A 19,668-nucleotide genomic window follows, 5' to 3' on the forward strand; every position below is an offset into this window, starting at 1 on the left:
CCCCAGCGTGCTTAGACTTTGTGGTACAGCTGGCTGCCTTCCTGGCGGAACCGCTCGGCCTGCTCACGCATGCCTTGCTCGACCGTCACATCCACGGCCTCGATCTTGGCAGCGTACTCACGCACTTCCTGGGTGATCTTCATCGAGCAGAACTTCGGCCCGCACATCGAGCAGAAGTGCGCGACCTTGGCCGATTCCTTCGGCAGGGTCTCGTCGTGGAAAGCGCGGGCGGTGTCCGGGTCGAGGCCCAGGTTGAACTGGTCTTCCCAACGGAACTCGAAACGCGCCTTGGACAAGGCGTTGTCGCGAATCTGTGCACCCGGGTGGCCCTTGGCAAGGTCGGCGGCATGCGCGGCGATCTTATAGGTGATGATGCCGGTCTTGACGTCGTCCTTGTTCGGCAGGCCCAGGTGCTCCTTCGGCGTGACGTAGCAGAGCATGGCGCAACCGAACCAGCCGATCATCGCCGCACCAATGCCCGAGGTGATGTGGTCGTAACCCGGCGCGATGTCGGTGGTCAGTGGGCCGAGGGTGTAGAACGGCGCCTCGTCGCAGCACTCCAGCTGCTTGTCCATGTTCTCTTTGATCAATTGCATCGGCACGTGGCCGGGGCCTTCGATCATGCATTGCACGTCGTGCTTCCAGGCAATCTTGGTCAGCTCGCCGAGGGTTTCCAGCTCACCGAATTGCGCGGCGTCGTTGGCGTCGGCAATCGAGCCAGGGCGCAGGCCGTCGCCCAGCGAGAAGCTGACGTCGTAGGCCTTCATGATTTCGCAGATTTCGTCGAAGTGGGTGTACAGGAAGTTTTCCTTGTGGTGCGCCAGGCACCACTTGGCCATGATCGAGCCACCGCGGCTGACGATGCCGGTGACGCGCTTGGCGGTCAGGGGCACATAGCGCAGCAACACACCGGCGTGAATGGTGAAGTAGTCCACGCCCTGTTCGGCCTGCTCGATCAGGGTGTCGCGGAACAGTTCCCAGGTCAGGTCCTCTGCCACGCCGTTGACCTTTTCCAGGGCCTGGTAGATCGGCACGGTACCGATCGGCACCGGCGAGTTGCGAATGATCCACTCGCGGGTTTCGTGGATGTGCTTGCCGGTGGACAGGTCCATGACCGTGTCCGATCCCCAGCGGATGCCCCAGGTCAGCTTGGCCACCTCTTCCTCGATCGAGGAACCCAGGGCGCTGTTGCCGATGTTACCGTTGATCTTCACCAGGAAGTTGCGACCGATGATCATCGGCTCTACTTCCGGGTGGTTGATGTTGGCCGGAATGATCGCGCGGCCACGGGCGATTTCCTGGCGAACGAATTCAGGGGTGATTTCTTTCGGGATGTTGGCACCGAAGCTGTGGCCGGCATGTTGCTCATTCAGCAGGCCGGCGGCGCGGGCCTCCTGCAGCTTCATGTTTTCGCGGATGGCCACGTATTCCATTTCGGCGGTGATGATGCCCTGACGGGCATAGTGCATCTGCGAGACGTTGGCGCCGGCCTTGGCACGACGCGGGTTGCGCACATGGGCGAAACGCAGCTTGGCCAGCTCTGCATCGTTCAGGCGCTGCTGGCCGAAGTCGGAGCTCAGGCCTTCCAGGCGCTCGGTGTCACCGCGGGCTTCGATCCACGCCGAACGCACATCGGCCAGGCCTTTGCGCACGTCGATGATCACGTCGGGGTCGGTGTACGGGCCAGACGTGTCATACACCAGCACCGGGGCGTTGGACTCGCCGCCGAAATCGGTCGGGGTGTCATCCAGGCTGATTTCACGCATGGGGACGCGGATATCCGGGCGCGAGCCTTCGACATACACCTTGCGCGAACGCGGGAAGGGTTGCACGGACTGCTGATCGACTTGTGCCGATTCGCTGAGGTTGATCGCTTTTTCTTGTTTGGTCATCACAGGCTCTCCTGACGGCTTCCTAGCAGTGGAATGTCGGGGTGAACCTGAAACGCGCGGACGCACCCTCTTTGGGTGCAGTGCCGGACATGGGGGGTGCCTGAAGCTGTATGCAGCTGTGACAATCCCGGACCTGGCACAAGAGGCTCCCCGGGAAGGCGAGCAATCTTGTTCCCTACGCAGGCGCTAACCTGATCAGGTTCAACGGGATCCGCACCTCTGCGATCTCAGCCTTTGCTTCAAGGCACCCCGACAAGAACATGCGCAGTCTAGACTGGAGTGGTCAGCAAAGCCAAGCAGGTAAATGCGCGGATGATGAAAGGCACACCGAGCGATTGTTGCCGGGTGCGCATGGCACTACACTGGCCCATCGCTCGATACTCAACAGTTCAGTAATTAAATTTCGTACAAGGATTGCCTCTATGCTGCGCAAACTCTCACTGGCGATAGCCGTGTCTTGTGCGTCCAACGGAGTGGTCTGGGCAGCGGACGTGCCTTCGACAGTCAAAACCGATCTGGTCAGCGTCTACCAGGAAGCAGTGGACAACAACGCCGACCTGGCTGCAGCACGCGCCGATTACGGGGCACGCCGCGAAGTGGTGCCGCAGGCCCGCGCCGGGTTGCTGCCAAACCTGTCGGCCGGTGCCGAGATGATGAACACCCGCACCAAGCTGGACGAGCCGTCCATGACGTCCAATCGCAGCGGCAACGCCTGGAGCGCGACCCTGGCTCAGCCGATCTTCCGCGCTGATCGCTGGTTCCAATTGCAAGCCGCCGAAGCAGTCAACGAACAGGCAGCACTGGAGCTGTCGGCGACCGAGCAAAACCTGATCCTGCAAACCGCGCAAAACTACTTCGCCGTCCTCCGCGCCCAGGACAACCTGGCCGCCACCAAGGCAGAAGAAGCCGCCTTCAAGCGCCAGCTGGATCAGTCCAACGAGCGTTTCGACGTGGGCCTTTCGGACAAGACCGACGTGCTGCAATCGCAAGCCAGTTATGACACTGCACGGGCCAACCGGATCATCGCCGAACGCCAGGTGCAGGATGCCTTCGAGGCCCTGGTAACCCTGACCAACCGTGAGTACACCTCTATCCAGGGCGTGGTGCATAGCCTGCCGGTACAAGTGCCAACGCCCAACGATGCCAAAGCCTGGGTCGAAACCGCCGGGCGCCAGAACCTCAACCTGCTGGCCACCAACTACGCGGTTTCTGCCGCAGAAGAGACCCTGCGTCAGCGCAAGGCTGGGCATGCACCGACACTGGACGCCGTGGCCAAGTACCAGAAGGGCGACAACGACAGCCTTGGCTTCACCAACCCATCGCAACTGGGGGTGCGCTACAGCGGCGACGTCGAGCAGACCAGCGTTGGCCTGCAACTGAACATACCGATCTACAGTGGCGGCCTGACCAGCTCGCAGGTACGCGAGGCTTACCAGCGCCTGAGCCAGAGCGAGCAACAGCGTGAAAGCCTGCGCCGCCAGGTCGTGGAAAACACCCGCAACCTGCACCGCGCAGTGAACACCGATGTGGAACAGGTACAGGCGCGCAAGCAGTCGATCATTTCCAACCAGAGCGCGCTGGAAGCCACTGAAATCGGCTACCAGGTCGGTACCCGCAACATCGTCGACGTGCTTGATGCCCAGCGCCAGCTGTACACCTCGGTGCGCGACTACAACAATAGCCGTTACGACTACATCCTCGACAACCTGAGCCTGAAGCAGGCAGCCGGCACCCTGAGCCCGCAAGACCTGCAGGACCTGAAGCGCTACCTGAAACCTGACTACAACCCGGACAAGGACTTCCTGCCACCGGACCTGGCGGCAGCAGCGGCCAAGAACTTCGAGCGCAGGCCTTGAGGTAGGGGCTGGACCATTCGCGGGCAAGCCCACTCCCACACGTACCGTGCCAGGCCTGAAGGCATGATGCACCTGTGAGAGCTGGCTTGCTGGCGATAGGCCGCCAATATCACTCCAGACATGTACGACAACGCCTAGGCGGCTACGGCAATCGTCGAGTCGATGCGTTGAGCCGACATATCACCGATAAGCACAGGCCCCGCAGGTTCAGGGGCGAACGCAGCCATTGCGTCAACAAGATTCCCCAGGCTCGGTAGCGAGTGCTCGACAGCAACCAGCGATGACCCTGCTGAAAGGGCGGAAATCTCTGGCACGGCAACCGCTTCAGATGTGACCATTGCCGGCTGCGCAAAGATAAAGTCCTCCGCTGTCACCTGCGCAACTTCGAGCGCATCCAGGTACAGCATCTTCACAATACCTTCCTGCCCCGGCACTGCCTGGGTATCAACGGCTACACCGTGAATCTGCGCAAAGTCATTGAGTTTGAAGCGCTGGACTTTGCTGACGTGCAGATCCTCGAAGCGACTGATGCCTACCTGGGTCAGGTCAATCTTGTCGATACCGTGTCGGAACCCCCGAAGGGTGTTCTTGTAGTCGCTCACACCTTCTTGTTTTGTCACCAGAAACACGCTGGGCGCAACCGTCGGCGGGGAATATACCGTGCCTGCCAAAGAAGCCACCAACTGCCCGGATGCGTCACTGGCAAGCGACACGCCACCTGCACCACCGGTAAGCAGAACATTCGCGGTGACAGGCGGGGTCGTCTGCCCTTCAGGGCTGCCCTCGAAATAACCTGGCGCAGCGGTGAAAGCGTCAAGGAAACGGAAGTTCGCTGACCGCAGTTCGGCAATCGTAGTGTCCGCAATCGTCAGCTTCTGCCCACTGCCAAGGTCGAGCACAGTCGAATTACCGTCCTGTTGCATCTGCAAGTCAGCAAACCCTGAACCACCAAAGCCGACCAGGTCGATCACCTCACGCGAAGTCTCGAACTGCTTGAGTACATCGTTACCGCCTGCACGCCTGTGGATGACAAAGCGGTCGGTACCCTCACCCCCCTTGAGGAGATTGTACCCACGGCCACCATCCAGTAATGCCCCGGCGGGCCCGGCGATCAAGGTATCGTCGCCATCACCACTGATAAGGTTTTGCACCGAACCAGGGGCTATGGTGAGCGCCGCACCGGCAATACTGGCGCTGCCGCTGGCCAGATCCACCGAGATACTGCGACTTACTGCAGCCGCGTTCAACGTATTGCGCCCGCCAGCGGTGCCGCTGATGGCATCGTCTAGCTTCGCGCGCCCTGGGTTTTCTGCCACCAGGTTCGCGTAGTCGTCGGTGAAGAAATAGACATCATCGGTGGTGCCGGGGCTGCCGACGAGGCGCAGCGTCCAGCGATCAAGCGTTAACGGTAAGCCAGCAACAGCATTACGCACCTCAAGCTTCCACTCCCCAGCCGAGCGCTCTGCGCGATGATGGGTCGACATGAACCCATATTTGAACGCCCCTGAACGCGAATCGCCCAGATCGTCATCACCAGAGCCCGGCGCCTTGCCTGTGCGATCGAGCAGTACGCTGCGCGTGCCGCCAGGCGACACCAGCGTGAGCGTCATGTCGCCAAGGCGGCCGACCATCGAGTGGACATCGACCTCCACATGCTCCACCAGCAAATCAGCCGGCAGGGTCAAAGACAAAGTCGCAACCTGCCCCGCCGCAACCTGTTGAGCCACTGGTGCACTGCTGGCTGTCAGCAGCCGTTCATTGGCCTTGGTCGCCCGGCTCCCCCAGGACTCGGCAAGGCGCACCGCGGCGCGGGCGTCGATCATGCCAAAGCCGTAGTCGTGGCTGGCGTGCATGCCACCGCCATTCCAATTGCGCCCTGCGTTGTAAGCCCATTGGGTTGATGCGTCATCCACTTTGCGCGCAGACAGTGCGAGGATCTGCTGAACATCCCGATAACCCAACCCCGGGTTGGCCTGCAACATCAACGCCACCACGCCTGAGACGATCGGCGCGGCGAAGCTGGTGCCCTGAGTCGTGCTGTAGGCGCTGCCGACCGACGCACCGCGCTCCGCTTCAAGGCTGACGCCACTGGATAGAACATGGCTCCCCGGTGCAGCGACCAGCAAGCTGGAGCCTGGATTGGAAAAGGGTGCCGTGGCAGCTTGCAGTACCGAGAGGTCTGCCTTTGCGTTGATGGCCGCCACTTCAATGGCGTGGCGGTTGTTGTTGGTCAGCGAGCCCTGTGCATTACCGCCTTTATGGCGCTGGTTGCCACCAGAGGCGACGACGATGGTGCCTAGCCCACCACGGCCGTTGGTGGCGGCAAGCGTAGTGCTGAATGCCAGCGCCAGAGCAGTATCGACTTTTCCTTCTGGAACATTTGTAAGTCCGAAGTCCGTTTTGAAACCCCAACTGTTGTTGGCTATGTCGTAGTTGACCATTTGCCCCAGATTGGTCAGGTCATCGCCTTTGTTGGCCAGGTAGTGCCCGCCGATCTTCGCCTCATATGCGATGCCGATCCCTCCTTGATCATTGCGCGCGCCAACCATGACCCCAGCCACTTGAGTGGCATGATTGGACGCCAAAGCGGGCAGCGTGCCATTGGTGCGTTGGGTTTTCAGCCAGATGGGATCGATATTCGGCTTGAGATCGGGGTGCCCGATGTCGAAGATTTCCGGCGCCACGGCAAACTCCCCTCCCGGCTCGAACTGCCCTATCCTCACCCCCTTGCCCGTGAAGTCACGCCATACCGGCGCGACATTGATCTCGTCCAGATACCACTGCCGCCCCGACAGCGGGTCAGCGGGGGATTGTTCATGGCGCAACGTTACCGTTGCCCGCAAGGGTGCTGATGCAGCACTGCCCACCTCGGTCACACTCATGGACGCGTTGCCGGCAGCATCGACCAAGTCGTAGCGGAAACTGACATCACCGTCATGGCCTGGCAACGGCGTGACCTCCACATCACCCTGCTCATTCAGCCGCACTGTTGCACCCTTGCCAGCGCTGACTGAGGCGATGCGCAATGGCCCGCTGCTGCCAAGTGGCTGGTCATTGCCCAGCAGCGCCGTTGCGGGGACTATCAGCGCCGTGTCAGTGGTGGCGAATGTAGCCAGTTGCTCAGGCGAGAGCCTGTCGCCGATTGGCATGGCGCCCCCGCCGAGAAGATCGACGGCAGCAATGTCGGCGAAGCTGAGTTTCTGGATGTTGCTCAAGCTCAGACGGCCATCTCGTCCCGCCACGGTGTCGGTGATCAGGTGGCCCGATTCGGTACGTGTGATCAGGTACTCGTCGTGAGCACCATGCAAACTGACCAGGTTGGTGCCCGCGCCTCCGTCGATCGTGGCATCGCCGCGTCCGGCCTCGATCACGTCATCGGCAGCACCGCCTGTAATCCGATCAGCGCCACCACCGGCGTAAATGATACTTCCGCCCGCCGAGGCCTGAATGCGATCCCCCTTGGGGCCCGCATAGATCACCGACTTGCCGGTACCACCGATGATGTCGTTACGGCCCGTACCGCCAACCAGCACATCGTTGCCGCCACCGCCAATCAGCAAGCTGTCGCCCGAGCCGCCCTTGATGAAAACTCCGCGTTGACCGCCGCTGGCGATGATGTCCTTACCCCGCCCGCCTTGCGCAATGGTCAGCCCGGCCTTGGCCATGTTCAGCCCAACGCCATGCTCCCCCACGATCAGTGCCGTGTCGCGCCCACCATTGCCCTGCATGTTCGCCCAATCGTCGCTGGCACTGATCACGAATACATCGTCGCCCGCCCCGCCGTGATAGGTGTTGCTGCCACCGCCACCAACCAGCCAACTGCCCTCTGGGGCCGCGGTCAAGACATCATCGCCCGCGCTGCCGTACAGCGTCTGTACGCCGAGCGCTGCGGCGTCCAGCGTGCTGCCTTGAGCACTCTGGCTGATGTAGGCCCTTCGGGAAGTGGGCCCGCTTGACGAAGTCAGTAGAGTGCCACCCTCCTGGGCCTCGATCCGATTACCGACGGTATCGGCGAGAAACCTCACCGCCAGTACTTCCCGGTCCTCACCATTAACAGTGAAAGCGCCTCGGGAAATGACCTCGTTACCCTGACGCACCTCTCCTACCGGCTCGACCTGGCCGAGCTTGATCTGGCTAATGCCATGCTCCTGCAATGCCCTTAGCTCACCGGCATCGGCACGCCCGTCGTGGTTGCCATCGACCCACACTTTCAATTGCGCCCACACGGCGTCTTCAACGTTGATGACGCCATCGGCGTTGGCGTCAACACTTGCCAGGGCGGCGAAGCCATCCTTGAACGGTGTTTCACCAGAGCTGCCGTCGCTGCCTGCCTTGCCGCCGTAGTATTCGGAGAACAGCTGGCTGACGTTGCTCACCTGGCCGGTACCGTTGTCATGCACCAGCATGCCGGTCACCCGGTCTGCCCAGCCGGTGCGGCGCAGTGAACCACTGTTATCGATATCGAACAGTACGCCTTCCTCGATACCCGTCAGGCCAACGCCCTTGCCGCTGAGGTCGAGCAAGAGCGGGTCGACAAACGTGTTCACCGTAGTCATTGCTGCCAACCCGTTGAGTACCACGGCATTGCGCAGGCTGAAATCCGGTTGTTCATTGCCATCACGATAGAACTGAGCCAGATGCTGATTAGGTCGCACGTTGGGGTCGATCTGGAGCTCGCCGGGGCGAACACCACCGGTGGCCAAACTGCCCAACTGAGCGGAGGTGAAGTCGGTGTTGTCGAGGGTGCTGTCGGTGAATGCGATACTGTGGGTCAGGCGACGATCGACGTAGCCGTTGGAGACGTCATTGCGGATATCGTCCTGGCCTTGGAGGTCGCGGCGGGATTCGGTTGTGGGGGTGATTTCGATTTTGATTGAGGCGTCTGATGCACCTCCACCTAAACCAGTATCTTGATGTATGAAAAAATCAACCAGTTTGTCGAAAGTAGTTGACGCAAGATCGAACCATCCCGTGGGTGCTTCGATATGATGAAACCACTTTCTAGCAGCTCCAATTACCTCTTTTGAACCCAACACACTTTTTTGGCTCATAAAAGCATGGGTACGCCCTGCCAGCTCTAGCTCCTTCGCGGGATCCCCCGCAGAGGACAAAACCAGTCCCCAATATATCTGTTTACTTTCTTCTGGCAATCCTAAAAATATGGGATAAAGGGTCCAAGCGCTTTCAGGATATCCGGAACCTTCAAATACTTGCTTATGGAAATTCGCTATAGCAGTTTGAGGTATTGGCCCTAAAACAAAACCATCCACCGCATGCGCCTTTAACGCATTCAGATATTCCTTAGCCATATTAAAACGGATGGCTTCAACATCTTCATCGCGCATTGGCATACCTGCTTCTGCGGCGACGCCTTTCATGTAGTTTATCGCCGCCACACCTGCAATGCTGTTCCCCCGAGCCACACCATTTGCGAGCACCGCATATTTATCACCTTTTTCGGCTAATTTATCATACATCGCCGACGGACCTTCTTTTGTTAACAACTCGCTTGCAAGCTCGATATCAGAATGGCTTAATTTCATCATAAAAATTATCCTTGTATACCATTAGAAGCTAAGAAGATTTTTACACGCGATGCTATCTCACCCCACTCGCTTAATTCGTCCCATCCAAAATCAATCTTTACAATAGCTTTACTGTCCTCCAGCAAATATCTAAAATGACACCGATGGTATTTAGACCTATACTTACTCCAACTACACCTTCCAATCTGCTCCATATGCCCATTTCTTTCAGACCAGAAAATCATTCGTGGTGAATTGGGGAAAACGCTATCAACACCTTCCACTCGATTCAAACCTAATTGTCTATCAAACACGTTGGCCTCTCGCTGCTTATAAGTTGCCTCGGAAATGAAAAAATCAAAGGTTTCGCGCAGTCCCCTCTCACCAGCGGGCCATGGTTCAAGCGTCACTACGATTCCACTAAACGTCTCTGAGAAATAGTTTCCCGGCGTTAACTCAGGCCAGTTCATGGCCAGACTTAAAGAATATAAATTTGATTCACACCCTCTATCAACGCCGCCAGACCCTCTCTTATAATTTCCTTCATCCTCATATTCCGGCCAGAAAGGAACATATTCGCTTGAAAACTCATACATAACACCGGACACCACACCACATACTTTTGGCGCAGGGGGTGCGACCGGCTTCGATTTCTCGCTTAAAGCAACAGTCGCCACTGCTAAAGCAACACAGCTCGCGGGAAGACACAACGCGACCGCTGCGCTAACCCTCAGTGCATTCCATATAATTTCGTACAGCATTCTCCAGCCGCTTTTTTCTCGTAGCCGATTCGCGTCCATCTGTTATCACCCTCACCAGTAATCACTTAGCGCTCCGTTAAACTTTCCTGCACATGTCGCCGCAAAGGCCTTAGAAAATAACTTATAACCTTGCGCTTATCCGTAATAACCTCCGCACGCACTGACATACCCGCCGTCAACGGAACATCCTGTTTTCCTACACGCATTATTTCCTTACCCAGGCGGACTCGAGCGCTATAAACCAACCCTCGCTTCTCATCTTCAATGGCATCGTCAGAAATACTCTCCACCACCCCCGGGACAACCCCGTACTGGGTAAACGTGAACGTCTCAACTTTCACTTCCACTGGCTGCCCCGGATATACAAAGCCGATATCTTTGTTCTCGACTTTCACTTCCACTTCCACCGGCTCGCCCGTCGGCACAATGACCATCAGTGTCTGCGCGGGTGTAACCACCCCGCCCTGTGTATGGATCGCCAACTGCTGGACGGTGCCGTCAACGGGGGATGTCAGTACCTTGAGGCGATGCCGCTGCTCGGCCTTGTTCAACTCCTGCTCAAGGGTTGCAATGCGCCGTTGCGCCTCACCGTGAAGGTCGAGCATGGCTCTGCGCAGTTGGGCAATGGCACCGCTACGGCGGTGCTGAGCAGCAAGCCGTGCAGCGTTCAGTTCGTCGATGCGCGAGCGCTGGAGTGCCAGTTCGCGTTCCTGCTCCAGGCGGGCCTGCTCCTTTTCCAGGTAGGTGTGCTTGGCCACGGCCGATTCGCTGAACAACAGCTTGTAATCCGCCGTCAGTTGGCGGGTGATCACCAACAGTTGCCGGAGCGCGTCAGCCCGGCCCTGGGCGGAACGGATTTCGGCAGCGCGTTGACCGATTTCGGCATCGGCCTGTTCCAGCGTGGCCTGCAACTCCAGGTATTGCCCCTCCAGCCAGCGCTGCGCGACTGCCTGCTGCGCGGCCGTGGCCTGCGGTATCAAGGGTGCCAGGGAGGCAGGTGCCACATCGCCGTCCAGCGCACTCAGCAGTGTGCTGGCGCGGGCCTGGTCGATCTGTGCAGCCAGCAGTTCGCTGCCCAAACGCTTGATGTCAGCCTCGGTCAACTGCCCTTCCAGCTCGACCAGCACATCGCCTTTGCGCACCGGCTGGCCATCGACGACGTGGATCGACTGCACCACCGCGACTTCGCTGGCCTGTATCAACTTGCTCCTGCCACTGGGCACGATCTTGCCTTCGGCACTGGCGATGACATCGATCTCACCGATGCAAGCCCAGGCAAGCGCCAGCCCGATGAACATCAGCAGGCTCCACTGCAGGTAGCGCGGCAAGGGATGCACTGGCGTTTCCTGCAAGGACAGTGCCGCAGGTAAAAAGGCCAGTTCGTCGGGCTCACGTACGGGGCCGTCCATGCTCCGGCGCTTTCGCCATGCCGTTATCCACGCATCCCGGTAGCGCTCGGCAAGGTCTTTGAACGCCACACTCATACGGCGGCCCCGAGCTGCAGTTGATGCAGGTAGGCATAGGTGCCCTGTGGATAAACCAGCAGCTCATCATGAGTCCCTTGCTCGATGATCTGCCCACGCTCCATGACCACGATGCGGTCGGCATGGCGTACTGCCGAAAGCCGATGGGCAATGATGATGACCGTGCGCTGCGCGCAAATCCGCGCCATGTTCTGCTGGATGATCCGTTCGGACTCATAGTCCAGCGCACTGGTGGCTTCGTCGAAAATGAGGATGCGTGGGTTGCCGAACAGCGCTCGGGCGATGGCTATGCGCTGTCGCTGCCCACCCGACAGGCTGGCACCGTGCTCACCAATCAGGGTTTCGTAGCCATCCGGTAATTCGAGGATGAACTCGTGAGCACCCGCCAGCGTCGCTGCGGCGATCACTTCTTCAAGCGGTGCTGCTGGGTTGCCGAGGGCAATGTTCTCGCGCACGGTGCGCCGAAAAAGCACGTTGTCCTGCAACACCACGCCGATCTGCCGACGCAGTGACGCCACATCGGCTACCGCCAGGTCAGCACCGTCGAGCAATACCCGCCCCCGCTCAGGTGAGTACAGCCGCTGAATCAAGCGTGTCAGCGTGCTCTTGCCTGACCCCGAGCGACCTACAACGCCTATCACTTCTCCGGCGGCGATCTTCAGGCTGACATCGCGCACCACTTCGCCCCCGTCCGGCCGATAGCGAAAACACACACGATCGAGCTCGATCTGCCCGACAAGTGTGGGCAGCACCGTGCCCTTGCCTTGGTTGACCTCGGTACGGGTGTTGAGAATGTCGCCCAGGCGTTGAATCGATACCCCTGTCTGCTGGAAGCTGGTCCAGAGTTGGGCCAGGCGGATGATGGGCTGCGACACGCGCCCTGCGAGCATGTTGAAGGCGATCAGCTCGCCCACCGTGAGTGCGCCTTCGATGACCAGCCGGGCCCCCAGCCACAAGGTGGCTACCGTGACCAGCTTGCCGATCAGGCCGACGCTTTCATTGGCGAGACTGGAAAGGTTCTGGGTCTTGAAACTGGCAGATACATAAGCGGCCAGCTGATCATTCCAGCGCCGGGTAACCTGAGGTTCCACGGCCATCGACTTCAGTGTGTCGATGCCGTTGACCGCCTCGACCAAAAAGGCCTGGTTCTCGGCGCCGCGTTGGAAGCTTTGATCAATCAACGCCCGCAGTAGCGGAGTAACGACCAGGGATACGAGAAAGTAGAAAGGCAGCGAGCCAACGACGACCAGCGTCAACCATCCGCTATAGAGGAACATGACAGCGATGAAGACCACCGAGAACAGCACATCCAGCACTAGCGTGATGCTGTTGTTGGTCAGGAAACTTCTGATGTTCTCCAGTTCTCGCACTCGGGCAACCGAGTCACCGACTCGCCTGGCGTGAAAATAGGCGGTGGGAAGATCGATCAAATGCCTGAACAGTTTTGCACCCAGTTCGACATCGATTCTTGACGCTGTATGAGCTGCCACATAGGTACGCAACCCACTCAGCAATGTTTCAAATAGAACGACGACCAATAAACCCAAGGCGATAACATCCAGCGTGGTCAAACCGCGATGCACCAGGACTTTGTCCATTACCACCTGAAAGAACAAAGGCGTCAGCAAAGCCAGTATCTGAATGACCAGGGAAACCACGAGCACTTCGCCAAATAGCCGCCTGTACTTCACCAGGGCAGGAATGAACCAGGTAAAGTCGAAGCGCGACAGCCCGAGGGGCAACTGGGCATCGGAGCGAACCAGAATGAGTTCTCCCGACCAGCGCACCACCAGTTCCGCGAGGGTCAGCGCTTGCGGCGCGCGGGAATGCGGGTCCTGCACCAGAACCTGCTCGCCCTCCACGCGCGCGATGATGAAGTATTCACCACGCGTATCCACTGCAATAGCGGGCAAGGGCGTCTGCTGCAGCCGGGCCGGATCGACGCTGCGGTGTTTGGCCTTGAGGCCAAGTTGCTGAAATGCCCGAAGTAGTGTGCCGGTAGAGAACCGCTCACCCGCTGCTGCATGATCGTGCTGCAACTGCTCGGCAGAGACGGCAACACCATGGTAACGCGCCAGCGTGATAAGACACACCAGCCCACTTTCAATAGTGTTGGCATTGCCATCAGATAAATCAGCCATCACGCCACCTCTTATGAAAGCCGGACATGAGGCGATACTAGCCCGAAGCAATAGGACAAACGTCCTACAAGCTTCCGACGCAAGCGTGTGACACTTCTGACTTTTAAAGTCTATTCGTAGGAAGTTTCCTAACGGCGAGAAATCCAGTGTAGGAAGTTATAACTTACGCCGTAGGAATAAATAACCAGAATCAGACATATCCACTCTAGACCGGGTCTTTGAGTGGATATGTCGGTTATCAGCGGATCAAGGCCCCTAGCCCCTCGAGCAATCGCTGCAGCGCCCCCTGATTGGCCCGCATCACCGCCCTGCCCGCCTCGCCCATGCGCTGGGCGTCCTGCGGCAGTTCCACCAGACGGCGCACCGCACCGGCCAGCCCGTCAGCATCATCCACCTGCTGCAACGCCCCCGCCTCGCGCAGCATCGCGCTGATTTCGAGGAAGTTGAACACATGCGGCCCCATGAGCACCGGCAAGGCCAGCGCCGCAGGCTCCAACGGATTGTGCCCACCGGTCGGCACCAGGCTGCCACCGACGAAGGCAATGTCGGCCAGGGCATACAGGAACAGCAGTTCGCCCATGGTGTCGCCCAGCAATACCCGCGTTTGCGCATCGACCAGCGTGCCGGCAGAGCGGCGCACGGTGGTGAACTGCTCGCTGCACAGCGCATGCACTGCATTGAAGCGCTCGGGGTGGCGCGGCACCAGGATCAGCAAGGCATCGCCATGCACCTGCAACAACTGCCGATGCGCCTGCAGGATCAAGGCATCTTCCCCTTCATGGGTGCTGGCGGCGATCCACACAGGGCGCTGGCCGCCCCCCCACTGTTCACGCAATGTCCTGGCGCGCGGCAGCAGCTGTTCGTCGATCGTCAGGTCGAACTTGATCGAACCGGTGACTTGCACGCGCTCAGGGCGTGCACCCAGGTCACGGAAGCGCTGGGCCTCGGTTTCGGTCTGCACGGCAATCAGGCTCATCTCGGCCAGCATCGGCCGGGTCAGCCTGGCAAAGCGCCCATAGCCACGGGCCGAGCGCTCAGACAAGCGCGCATTGGCCAGCGCCACCGGAATGCCGCGCCTGGCACACTGGTGAATGTGGTTGGGCCAAAGCTCGGTTTCCATGATGATGCCCAGCTTAGGCTGCACATGATCGAGAAAACGCCCCGCCGCCCAAGGCAGGTCGTAGGGCAGGTAGCAATGCTGCACGCGTGGTTCGTTGGCGAACAGGGCGCGAATGCGTTCAGAGCCGGTAGGGGTCATGCAGGTCAGTGTGATCGGCAGCTCCGGGTAAGCCTTGAGCAAGGCACGCACCATGGGTGCGGCAGCAATGCTCTCGCCCACCGATACCGCATGTACCCAGATACCACCCTGGCGCATGGCCGGCAGCTTGAAAGCAAAGCGCTCGCCGATGCGCTGGCCATAGGCCGGCGCCTTGCGCGCGCGCAGGTACAGGCGCAGCGCAACCAGCGGCAGGCCCAGGTGAAACAGCAAGGTATAGAGAGTTCTGTTCATGGCGGCTAAGTCTACCCGATCGCGCGAAGGTGCACTGCAAAGCGCTCGGCCAGCCACTGCGCGGCCGGGCCCAGAGGTTCATCGCGGCGCCAGGCCAACTCTGCCACCAAGGCCGGCGGCCGCCAGTCGCTGTCCAGTTCGACCATGTGCGCCTGGTAGGTCGGGTACTGCACCACATGCCGGGGTAACCAGGCCCAGCCCAGGCCGCGCATCAGCAGTTCGGCCATGGCGTAGAAGCTGTCGGCACGCCATACCTGCGGGCTGATCGCCTCGCCGCCGGGGTAACCGCTTTGTTGTGGCGTGATCAGCAACTGCCGGTGGCGGGCCAATTGTTGGCGAGTGACCCGGCCTTCGCCCGCCAGCGGGTGGCCGACCGCGCACACCGTGACCATCTCCACGCTGCCCAAGGCACGGCGTTCCAAGGAAGCCGGGATGCTTTCGTGGAGGAAGAACAGGCCCAGATCGGCGCGCCGCTCCACCAGCTTGCGCGCCACATCGCCCTGGGCTCCGCTGGCCAGTTGCACCTCCAGGAACGGGTAGCGACTAGCCAGTTCGTCGAGGCTGTCGATCACCGGCTGATACGGCATGGCTTCGTCCTGCGCGACCCGCAGCAAGGCCTCCTGCCCGCGCATCAGGGCCAGGGCGCGGCCATCCAGGCGTTCGCACTGGCGTAACAATTCGCGGGCGTCTTCCAGCAAGGCGCTGCCGTTTTCAGTCAATTTCGGTTGCCGGCCGCTGCTGCGCTCGAACAAGGTGACCCCTAGGTCGGTTTCGAGCAGCGCGATGGCACTGCTGATCGCCGACTGGGCTTTGTGCTGCTCACGTGCCACCGCGGAGAACGAGCGCAGTTCTGCAACGCGCAAAAAGGTACGCAATTGTTCAAGGTTCCACTGCTCGGCCATCAACCTATCTCCCACATTGATAGGTAATGACTTTACCCCATCCAGGCAACGTCTAGAATGCCCGCTCAGTAACGGAGGATCCCGCCATGAATGCCTACACCTACCTCGCCATTGCCATCTGCGCCGAAGTCATCGCCACCGCCTCGATGAAAGCGGTGAAAGGCCTGAGCACGCCGTTGCCACTGCTGCTGATGGTGGTTGGCTATGGCATTGCGTTCTGGATGCTGACGCTGGTGGTCCGCAGCATTCCGGTGGGGATTGCCTACGCCATCTGGTCGGGCCTGGGGATTGTGCTGATCAGTGTGGCGGCGCTGGTGATCTATGGGCAGAAGCTGGATATGCCGGCAATGCTTGGCATGGCCATGATCGTGGGTGGCGTGGTGGTAATTCAGCTGTTCTCGAAGACCGCTGGGCATTGAAAGCCCGTGTGCGGGGCTCGCCGACGATAGGGCCATCTCAGGTATAGCCTGTATACTTGCCAGCTGTCCCAGTCTTCGAGGTACCGCCATGCCATCTGCCATTTCCACTGACGTGCTGATCGTCGGCGCCGGGGTCGCAGGCCTCTGGCTCAATGCCCGCCTGCGCCGCCTGGGCTACTCGACAGTGCTGGTGGAGCGCGCCAGCCTTGGCGGCGAGCAGACCATCAAGTCGCAGGGCATCATCCACGGCGGCACCAAATACGCCCTGCATGGCGCCCTGACCGGTGCCTCGGAAGCCATCGCCGACATGCCGCGCCGCTGGCGCGAGGCCTTGGCCGGCAACGGCGAACTCGACCTCGGGCGTACCCGCCTGCTCTCCGATGCCCACTACCTGTGGTCGCCGGGCACCTTGGCCGGCAACCTCACAAGCTTCTTCGCCAGCAAGGCCGTGCGCGGCCGGGTCGACCAGGTCAAGGGTGACCAGCTGCCACCGGCACTGCAGGACCGCGCGTTCAAGGGCAAGGTGTATCGCCTTGCGGAACTGGTGATCGATGTCCCGAGCTTGCTGGCCAACTTGGCCGAGCTGGCCGGCGAGTCCTTGCTGGCAGGTGAACGCATCGAACCCTTGCGTGAAGGTAATGCGTTGGTCGGCCTGCGCGTGGACGACCGGGAAATCCGTGCCCAGCGCATCGTATTGAGTGCCGGAGCCGGCACCGAAGGCTTGCTGCAGGCGCTGGGCCTGGATCAGCCGGCCATGCAAACCCGCCCGCTGCACATGGTCATGGCCAAGGGCCCGAACCTGAAACCTTTGTACGCCCACTGCCTCGGCGGCGGGCCCAAGCCGCGGGTAACGGTGACCACCCATCCGGCAGCCGATGGCCAGTGGGTCTGGTACCTCGGTGGGGACCTGGCCGAAGCCGATGGCGTGGCGCGCGAGCCTGCAGCGCAGATTGCTGCAGCGCAGAAGGAAATCGCCAACCTGCTGCCCTGGGTCGATCAGAGCCTGGTGCGCTGGGCCACACTGCGCGTCGACCGCGCTGAGCCTGCACAATCCGGCCTGGCACGCCCGGACAACGCCTTCCTTGCTGACCAGCAGCGCCTGCTGGTGGGCTGGCCGACCAAACTGGCACTGGCACCGGATTTCAGCGACCGGGTAATCAGCCACCTGGAGCGCGACGGCATTCGTCCACAAGCACAGGCCGACCTGGCCGACCTCCCACGCCCTCCACTGAGCGTACCGGCCTGGGAGCAGTTGCTGCCATGAGCCTGCCAACCCTGCACGCATTCCATCGCCCGCTGGGCAGCACCGGCCTCACGGTCTCTCCACTGGGCCTCGGCACGGTCAAGCTGGGCCGCGATCAGGGCGTGAAGTACCCCACTGGCTTCACGATCCCTGGCGATGAGGAAGCCCGCCTGTTACTGGCCCAGGCCCGCGAGCTTGGCATCAACCTGATCGACACCGCCCCGGCCTACGGCCGTAGCGAAGAACGCCTGGGCCCGCTGCTGCGCGGCCAACGCGATGAATGGGTAATCGTCAGCAAGGTCGGTGAAGAGTTCGAGGAAGGCCTGTCGCATTTCGACTTCAGCGCTGCCCACACCCGCCGCTCGGTGGAGCGCAGCCTGCGCCGGCTCGAAACCGACCGCATCGAACTGGTGCTGGTACATTCCGACGGCAACGACCTGGCCATCCTCGAACAGCAGGAGGTCTACCAGACCCTGGCCGAACTCAAGCAGGAGGGCAAGATCCTCGGTTTCGGGCTGTCCGGCAAGACCGTCGCCGGCGGCCTGAAGGCACTGGAGCAAGGCGACTGCGCCATGGTCACCTACAACCTCAACGAACAGGCAGAACGCCCGGTGCTGGACTACGCTGCCGAACACGGCAAGGCCATCCTGGTAAAGAAGGCCTTGGCGAGCGGGCATATCTGCCTGGCCCCGGGCGTCGACCCGGTGCAGGCCAGCTTCGAGCTGCTGTTCGCCCACCCGGGTGTCAGCAGTGCTATTGTCGGCACCATCAACCCGTTGCACCTGGCCCACAACGTGGCCACCGTCGCCCGTATCCTGGGCCAGCCTTGAGTTACCTCAGGCTCCCGATTCAGGGACTGGAGACTGACCCGACGCAAGGAGGAGCCTCGTGGCGCGAACGCTGATCCGCAAGAACCCGAGCAACTTCAAGACACTGCCACTGCATGTCGAGGCCACGCCCGAAGGCTTGATTTACCAAAGCATCGGCATGCCGCTGAACTTTGCCCAGACCCAGCAACGGCGCAAGGCCATCCAGTTACCCGATACACAACACTTCGTGGTCGAACTGGCCAACCTGGGCGTGTCAGTGCGCCTCACGCTGCATTGGCAGAACCGCGATTACTGGGTACTGGTGCGTCAGCGCCGACAAGACCGTGGCGATGTGGTACTGAAACTGATTTCCGGTTATGTACCGGCGCAGGAGCTGAACCTGCCGCTGCACACGGCCGTACAGGAAGTGGCCGAGGAGTGCCTGCTGGAAACCCCGGAAGGTTGGCTGGGCGGGCGCTTCAACGACACCTGGCTGCCCATCCCCTACGCCGCCGCCCTGCACTACCGCGAAACACCCCACTTCGTGCTGGCTCCGGAGTCCGGTGCCGCACGCCCGGTGCATTGCGGCAAGCTGATGCTCCTGGAGCGCCCACGGGCCTATGTGCACCTGCCCACCGCTTCGCTACAGCTGATCTATGACATGCGCCTGCAAGTGCCCCGGGATGCCAAGAAACTCAGCTTGTTCCACGTTGACGAGCGGCTGGAGGGCGACCAGCTGGTGGCGCGGCTCAACCGCAAACGCCCCGACCTGTACCTGATGCCATTGAAGGACGGCCAGCCACTGGCAGAGCTGTACACGCTGAAAAAGGATGAGCTGGTGCCGGCGAGTACGCGTGGGCTGTACCTGGCAGAAAGTTTTGCCCGGCAGGAAGGCTGGGTGGTGGCAGATGAACGGGTACGCTGGAAGGATTGGGTGAAGCAGCAGGGGTTGGTGGAAAGCAAGCCCGCAAGGGCGTCGCACTTGCAAAGGTTTGGCGACAAGGCGCGAGCGCTGCTGGAGCGGGCGCGGACCTCGCTGAACAAGTGACATCCCGGGAGCTTTCGCCTGCTTGCTGGGGCGGGTAAACCCGCCCCAGCCGAGGGCCGCCACAACGGCCCCAAGGTC

General features: G+C 60.7%; 12 protein-coding genes and 1 riboswitch. Of the genes, 5 read left to right on the forward strand and 7 right to left on the reverse strand.

Annotation, left to right across the window (positions count from 1 at the left end; all coding sequences use genetic code 11):
- Window positions 1-11: 11 nt before the first annotated feature.
- Entirely contained in the window at window positions 12-1,892 is a 1,881-nt protein-coding gene (gene thiC / locus KW568_RS26360) for a phosphomethylpyrimidine synthase ThiC (protein ID WP_003249473.1), read from the reverse strand.
- A gap of 155 nt (window positions 1,893-2,047) precedes the next feature.
- A riboswitch (TPP riboswitch) is annotated at window positions 2,048-2,154 on the reverse strand.
- A gap of 160 nt (window positions 2,155-2,314) precedes the next feature.
- On the opposite strand from thiC, the gene KW568_RS26365 reads away from it, so the two are divergent.
- Window positions 2,315-3,748: a TolC family outer membrane protein gene (locus tag KW568_RS26365; protein WP_003249472.1), complete on the forward strand. Its 1,434-nt coding sequence runs from the start codon at window positions 2,315-2,317 to the stop codon at window positions 3,746-3,748.
- 134 nt (window positions 3,749-3,882) lie between these two features.
- On the opposite strand, the gene KW568_RS26370 is transcribed toward KW568_RS26365, so the two are convergent.
- The 6 genes from KW568_RS26370 to KW568_RS26395 form a co-directional block, all read right to left on the reverse strand.
- Window positions 3,883-9,294: a S8 family serine peptidase gene (locus tag KW568_RS26370; RefSeq protein ID WP_232435461.1), complete on the reverse strand. Its 5,412-nt coding sequence runs from the start codon at window positions 9,292-9,294 to the stop codon at window positions 3,883-3,885.
- Between the two features lie 5 nt (window positions 9,295-9,299).
- The gene (locus KW568_RS26375; RefSeq protein ID WP_127644108.1) at window positions 9,300-10,073 is read right to left on the reverse strand and encodes a hypothetical protein; all 774 of its coding nucleotides are present in this window, start codon (window positions 10,071-10,073) and stop codon (window positions 9,300-9,302) included.
- A 26-nt stretch (window positions 10,074-10,099) separates the two neighbouring features.
- Window positions 10,100-11,518, reverse strand: coding sequence for an HlyD family type I secretion periplasmic adaptor subunit (locus KW568_RS26380; protein WP_033727065.1), 1,419 nt, complete (start codon window positions 11,516-11,518; stop codon window positions 10,100-10,102).
- A complete protein-coding gene (locus KW568_RS26385) occupies window positions 11,515-13,659 on the reverse strand; it encodes a type I secretion system permease/ATPase (protein ID WP_004577392.1) in 2,145 nt (714 codons plus the stop codon). Before KW568_RS26385 ends, KW568_RS26380 begins: the two co-directional genes overlap by 4 nt.
- Before the next feature lie 238 nt (window positions 13,660-13,897).
- Window positions 13,898-15,169 carry a lipid IV(A) 3-deoxy-D-manno-octulosonic acid transferase gene (gene waaA, locus KW568_RS26390; RefSeq protein WP_004577391.1) on the reverse strand — a complete coding sequence of 424 codons (1,272 nt, stop codon included), beginning with the start codon at window positions 15,167-15,169 and terminating at the stop codon, window positions 13,898-13,900.
- Between the two features lie 11 nt (window positions 15,170-15,180).
- A complete protein-coding gene (locus tag KW568_RS26395; protein WP_003249460.1) occupies window positions 15,181-16,071 on the reverse strand; it encodes a LysR family transcriptional regulator in 891 nt (296 codons plus the stop codon).
- Between the two features lie 86 nt (window positions 16,072-16,157).
- On the opposite strand from KW568_RS26395, the gene KW568_RS26400 reads away from it, so the two are divergent.
- From KW568_RS26400 to KW568_RS26415, 4 genes are all read left to right on the forward strand, one after another.
- Entirely contained in the window at window positions 16,158-16,490 is a 333-nt protein-coding gene (locus KW568_RS26400) for a multidrug efflux SMR transporter (protein WP_004577390.1), read from the forward strand.
- A gap of 88 nt (window positions 16,491-16,578) precedes the next feature.
- A complete protein-coding gene (locus KW568_RS26405; RefSeq protein WP_003249456.1) occupies window positions 16,579-17,754 on the forward strand; it encodes an FAD-binding oxidoreductase in 1,176 nt (391 codons plus the stop codon).
- Complete coding sequence (locus KW568_RS26410; RefSeq protein ID WP_004577389.1) at window positions 17,751-18,563, forward strand: aldo/keto reductase; 813 nt, start codon at window positions 17,751-17,753, stop codon at window positions 18,561-18,563. Before KW568_RS26405 ends, KW568_RS26410 begins: the two co-directional genes overlap by 4 nt.
- A 58-nt stretch (window positions 18,564-18,621) precedes the next feature.
- Window positions 18,622-19,590 (forward strand): hypothetical protein, encoded by a 969-nt coding sequence (locus KW568_RS26415; protein WP_003249451.1) that lies wholly within the window; start codon window positions 18,622-18,624, stop codon window positions 19,588-19,590.
- The last annotated feature ends 78 nt before the right edge of the window (window positions 19,591-19,668 follow it).

The sequence above is a fragment of the Pseudomonas sp. HD6515 genome, assembly GCF_024971855.1.
Classification (GTDB): domain Bacteria; phylum Pseudomonadota; class Gammaproteobacteria; order Pseudomonadales; family Pseudomonadaceae; genus Aquipseudomonas; species Aquipseudomonas alloputida.

Excerpts from the sequence above, each read along its gene's own strand:
- KW568_RS26385 (WP_004577392.1), bottom strand. The coding sequence starts at position 13,659 with ATGGCTGATTTATCTGATGGCAATGCCAACACTATTGAAAGTGGGCTG.
- KW568_RS26370 (WP_232435461.1), bottom strand. The coding sequence starts at position 9,294 with ATGATGAAATTAAGCCATTCTGATATCGAGCTTGCAAGCGAGTTGTTA.
- KW568_RS26405 (WP_003249456.1), top strand. The coding sequence starts at position 16,579 with ATGCCATCTGCCATTTCCACTGACGTGCTGATCGTCGGCGCCGGGGTC.
- KW568_RS26400 (WP_004577390.1), top strand. The coding sequence starts at position 16,158 with ATGAATGCCTACACCTACCTCGCCATTGCCATCTGCGCCGAAGTCATC.
- KW568_RS26365 (WP_003249472.1), top strand. The coding sequence starts at position 2,315 with ATGCTGCGCAAACTCTCACTGGCGATAGCCGTGTCTTGTGCGTCCAAC.
- KW568_RS26380 (WP_033727065.1), bottom strand. The coding sequence starts at position 11,518 with ATGAGTGTGGCGTTCAAAGACCTTGCCGAGCGCTACCGGGATGCGTGG.
- KW568_RS26395 (WP_003249460.1), bottom strand. The coding sequence starts at position 16,071 with ATGGCCGAGCAGTGGAACCTTGAACAATTGCGTACCTTTTTGCGCGTT.
- KW568_RS26375 (WP_127644108.1), bottom strand. The coding sequence starts at position 10,073 with ATGGACGCGAATCGGCTACGAGAAAAAAGCGGCTGGAGAATGCTGTAC.
- waaA (WP_004577391.1), bottom strand. The coding sequence starts at position 15,169 with ATGAACAGAACTCTCTATACCTTGCTGTTTCACCTGGGCCTGCCGCTG.
- KW568_RS26410 (WP_004577389.1), top strand. The coding sequence starts at position 17,751 with ATGAGCCTGCCAACCCTGCACGCATTCCATCGCCCGCTGGGCAGCACC.
- thiC (WP_003249473.1), bottom strand. The coding sequence starts at position 1,892 with ATGACCAAACAAGAAAAAGCGATCAACCTCAGCGAATCGGCACAAGTC.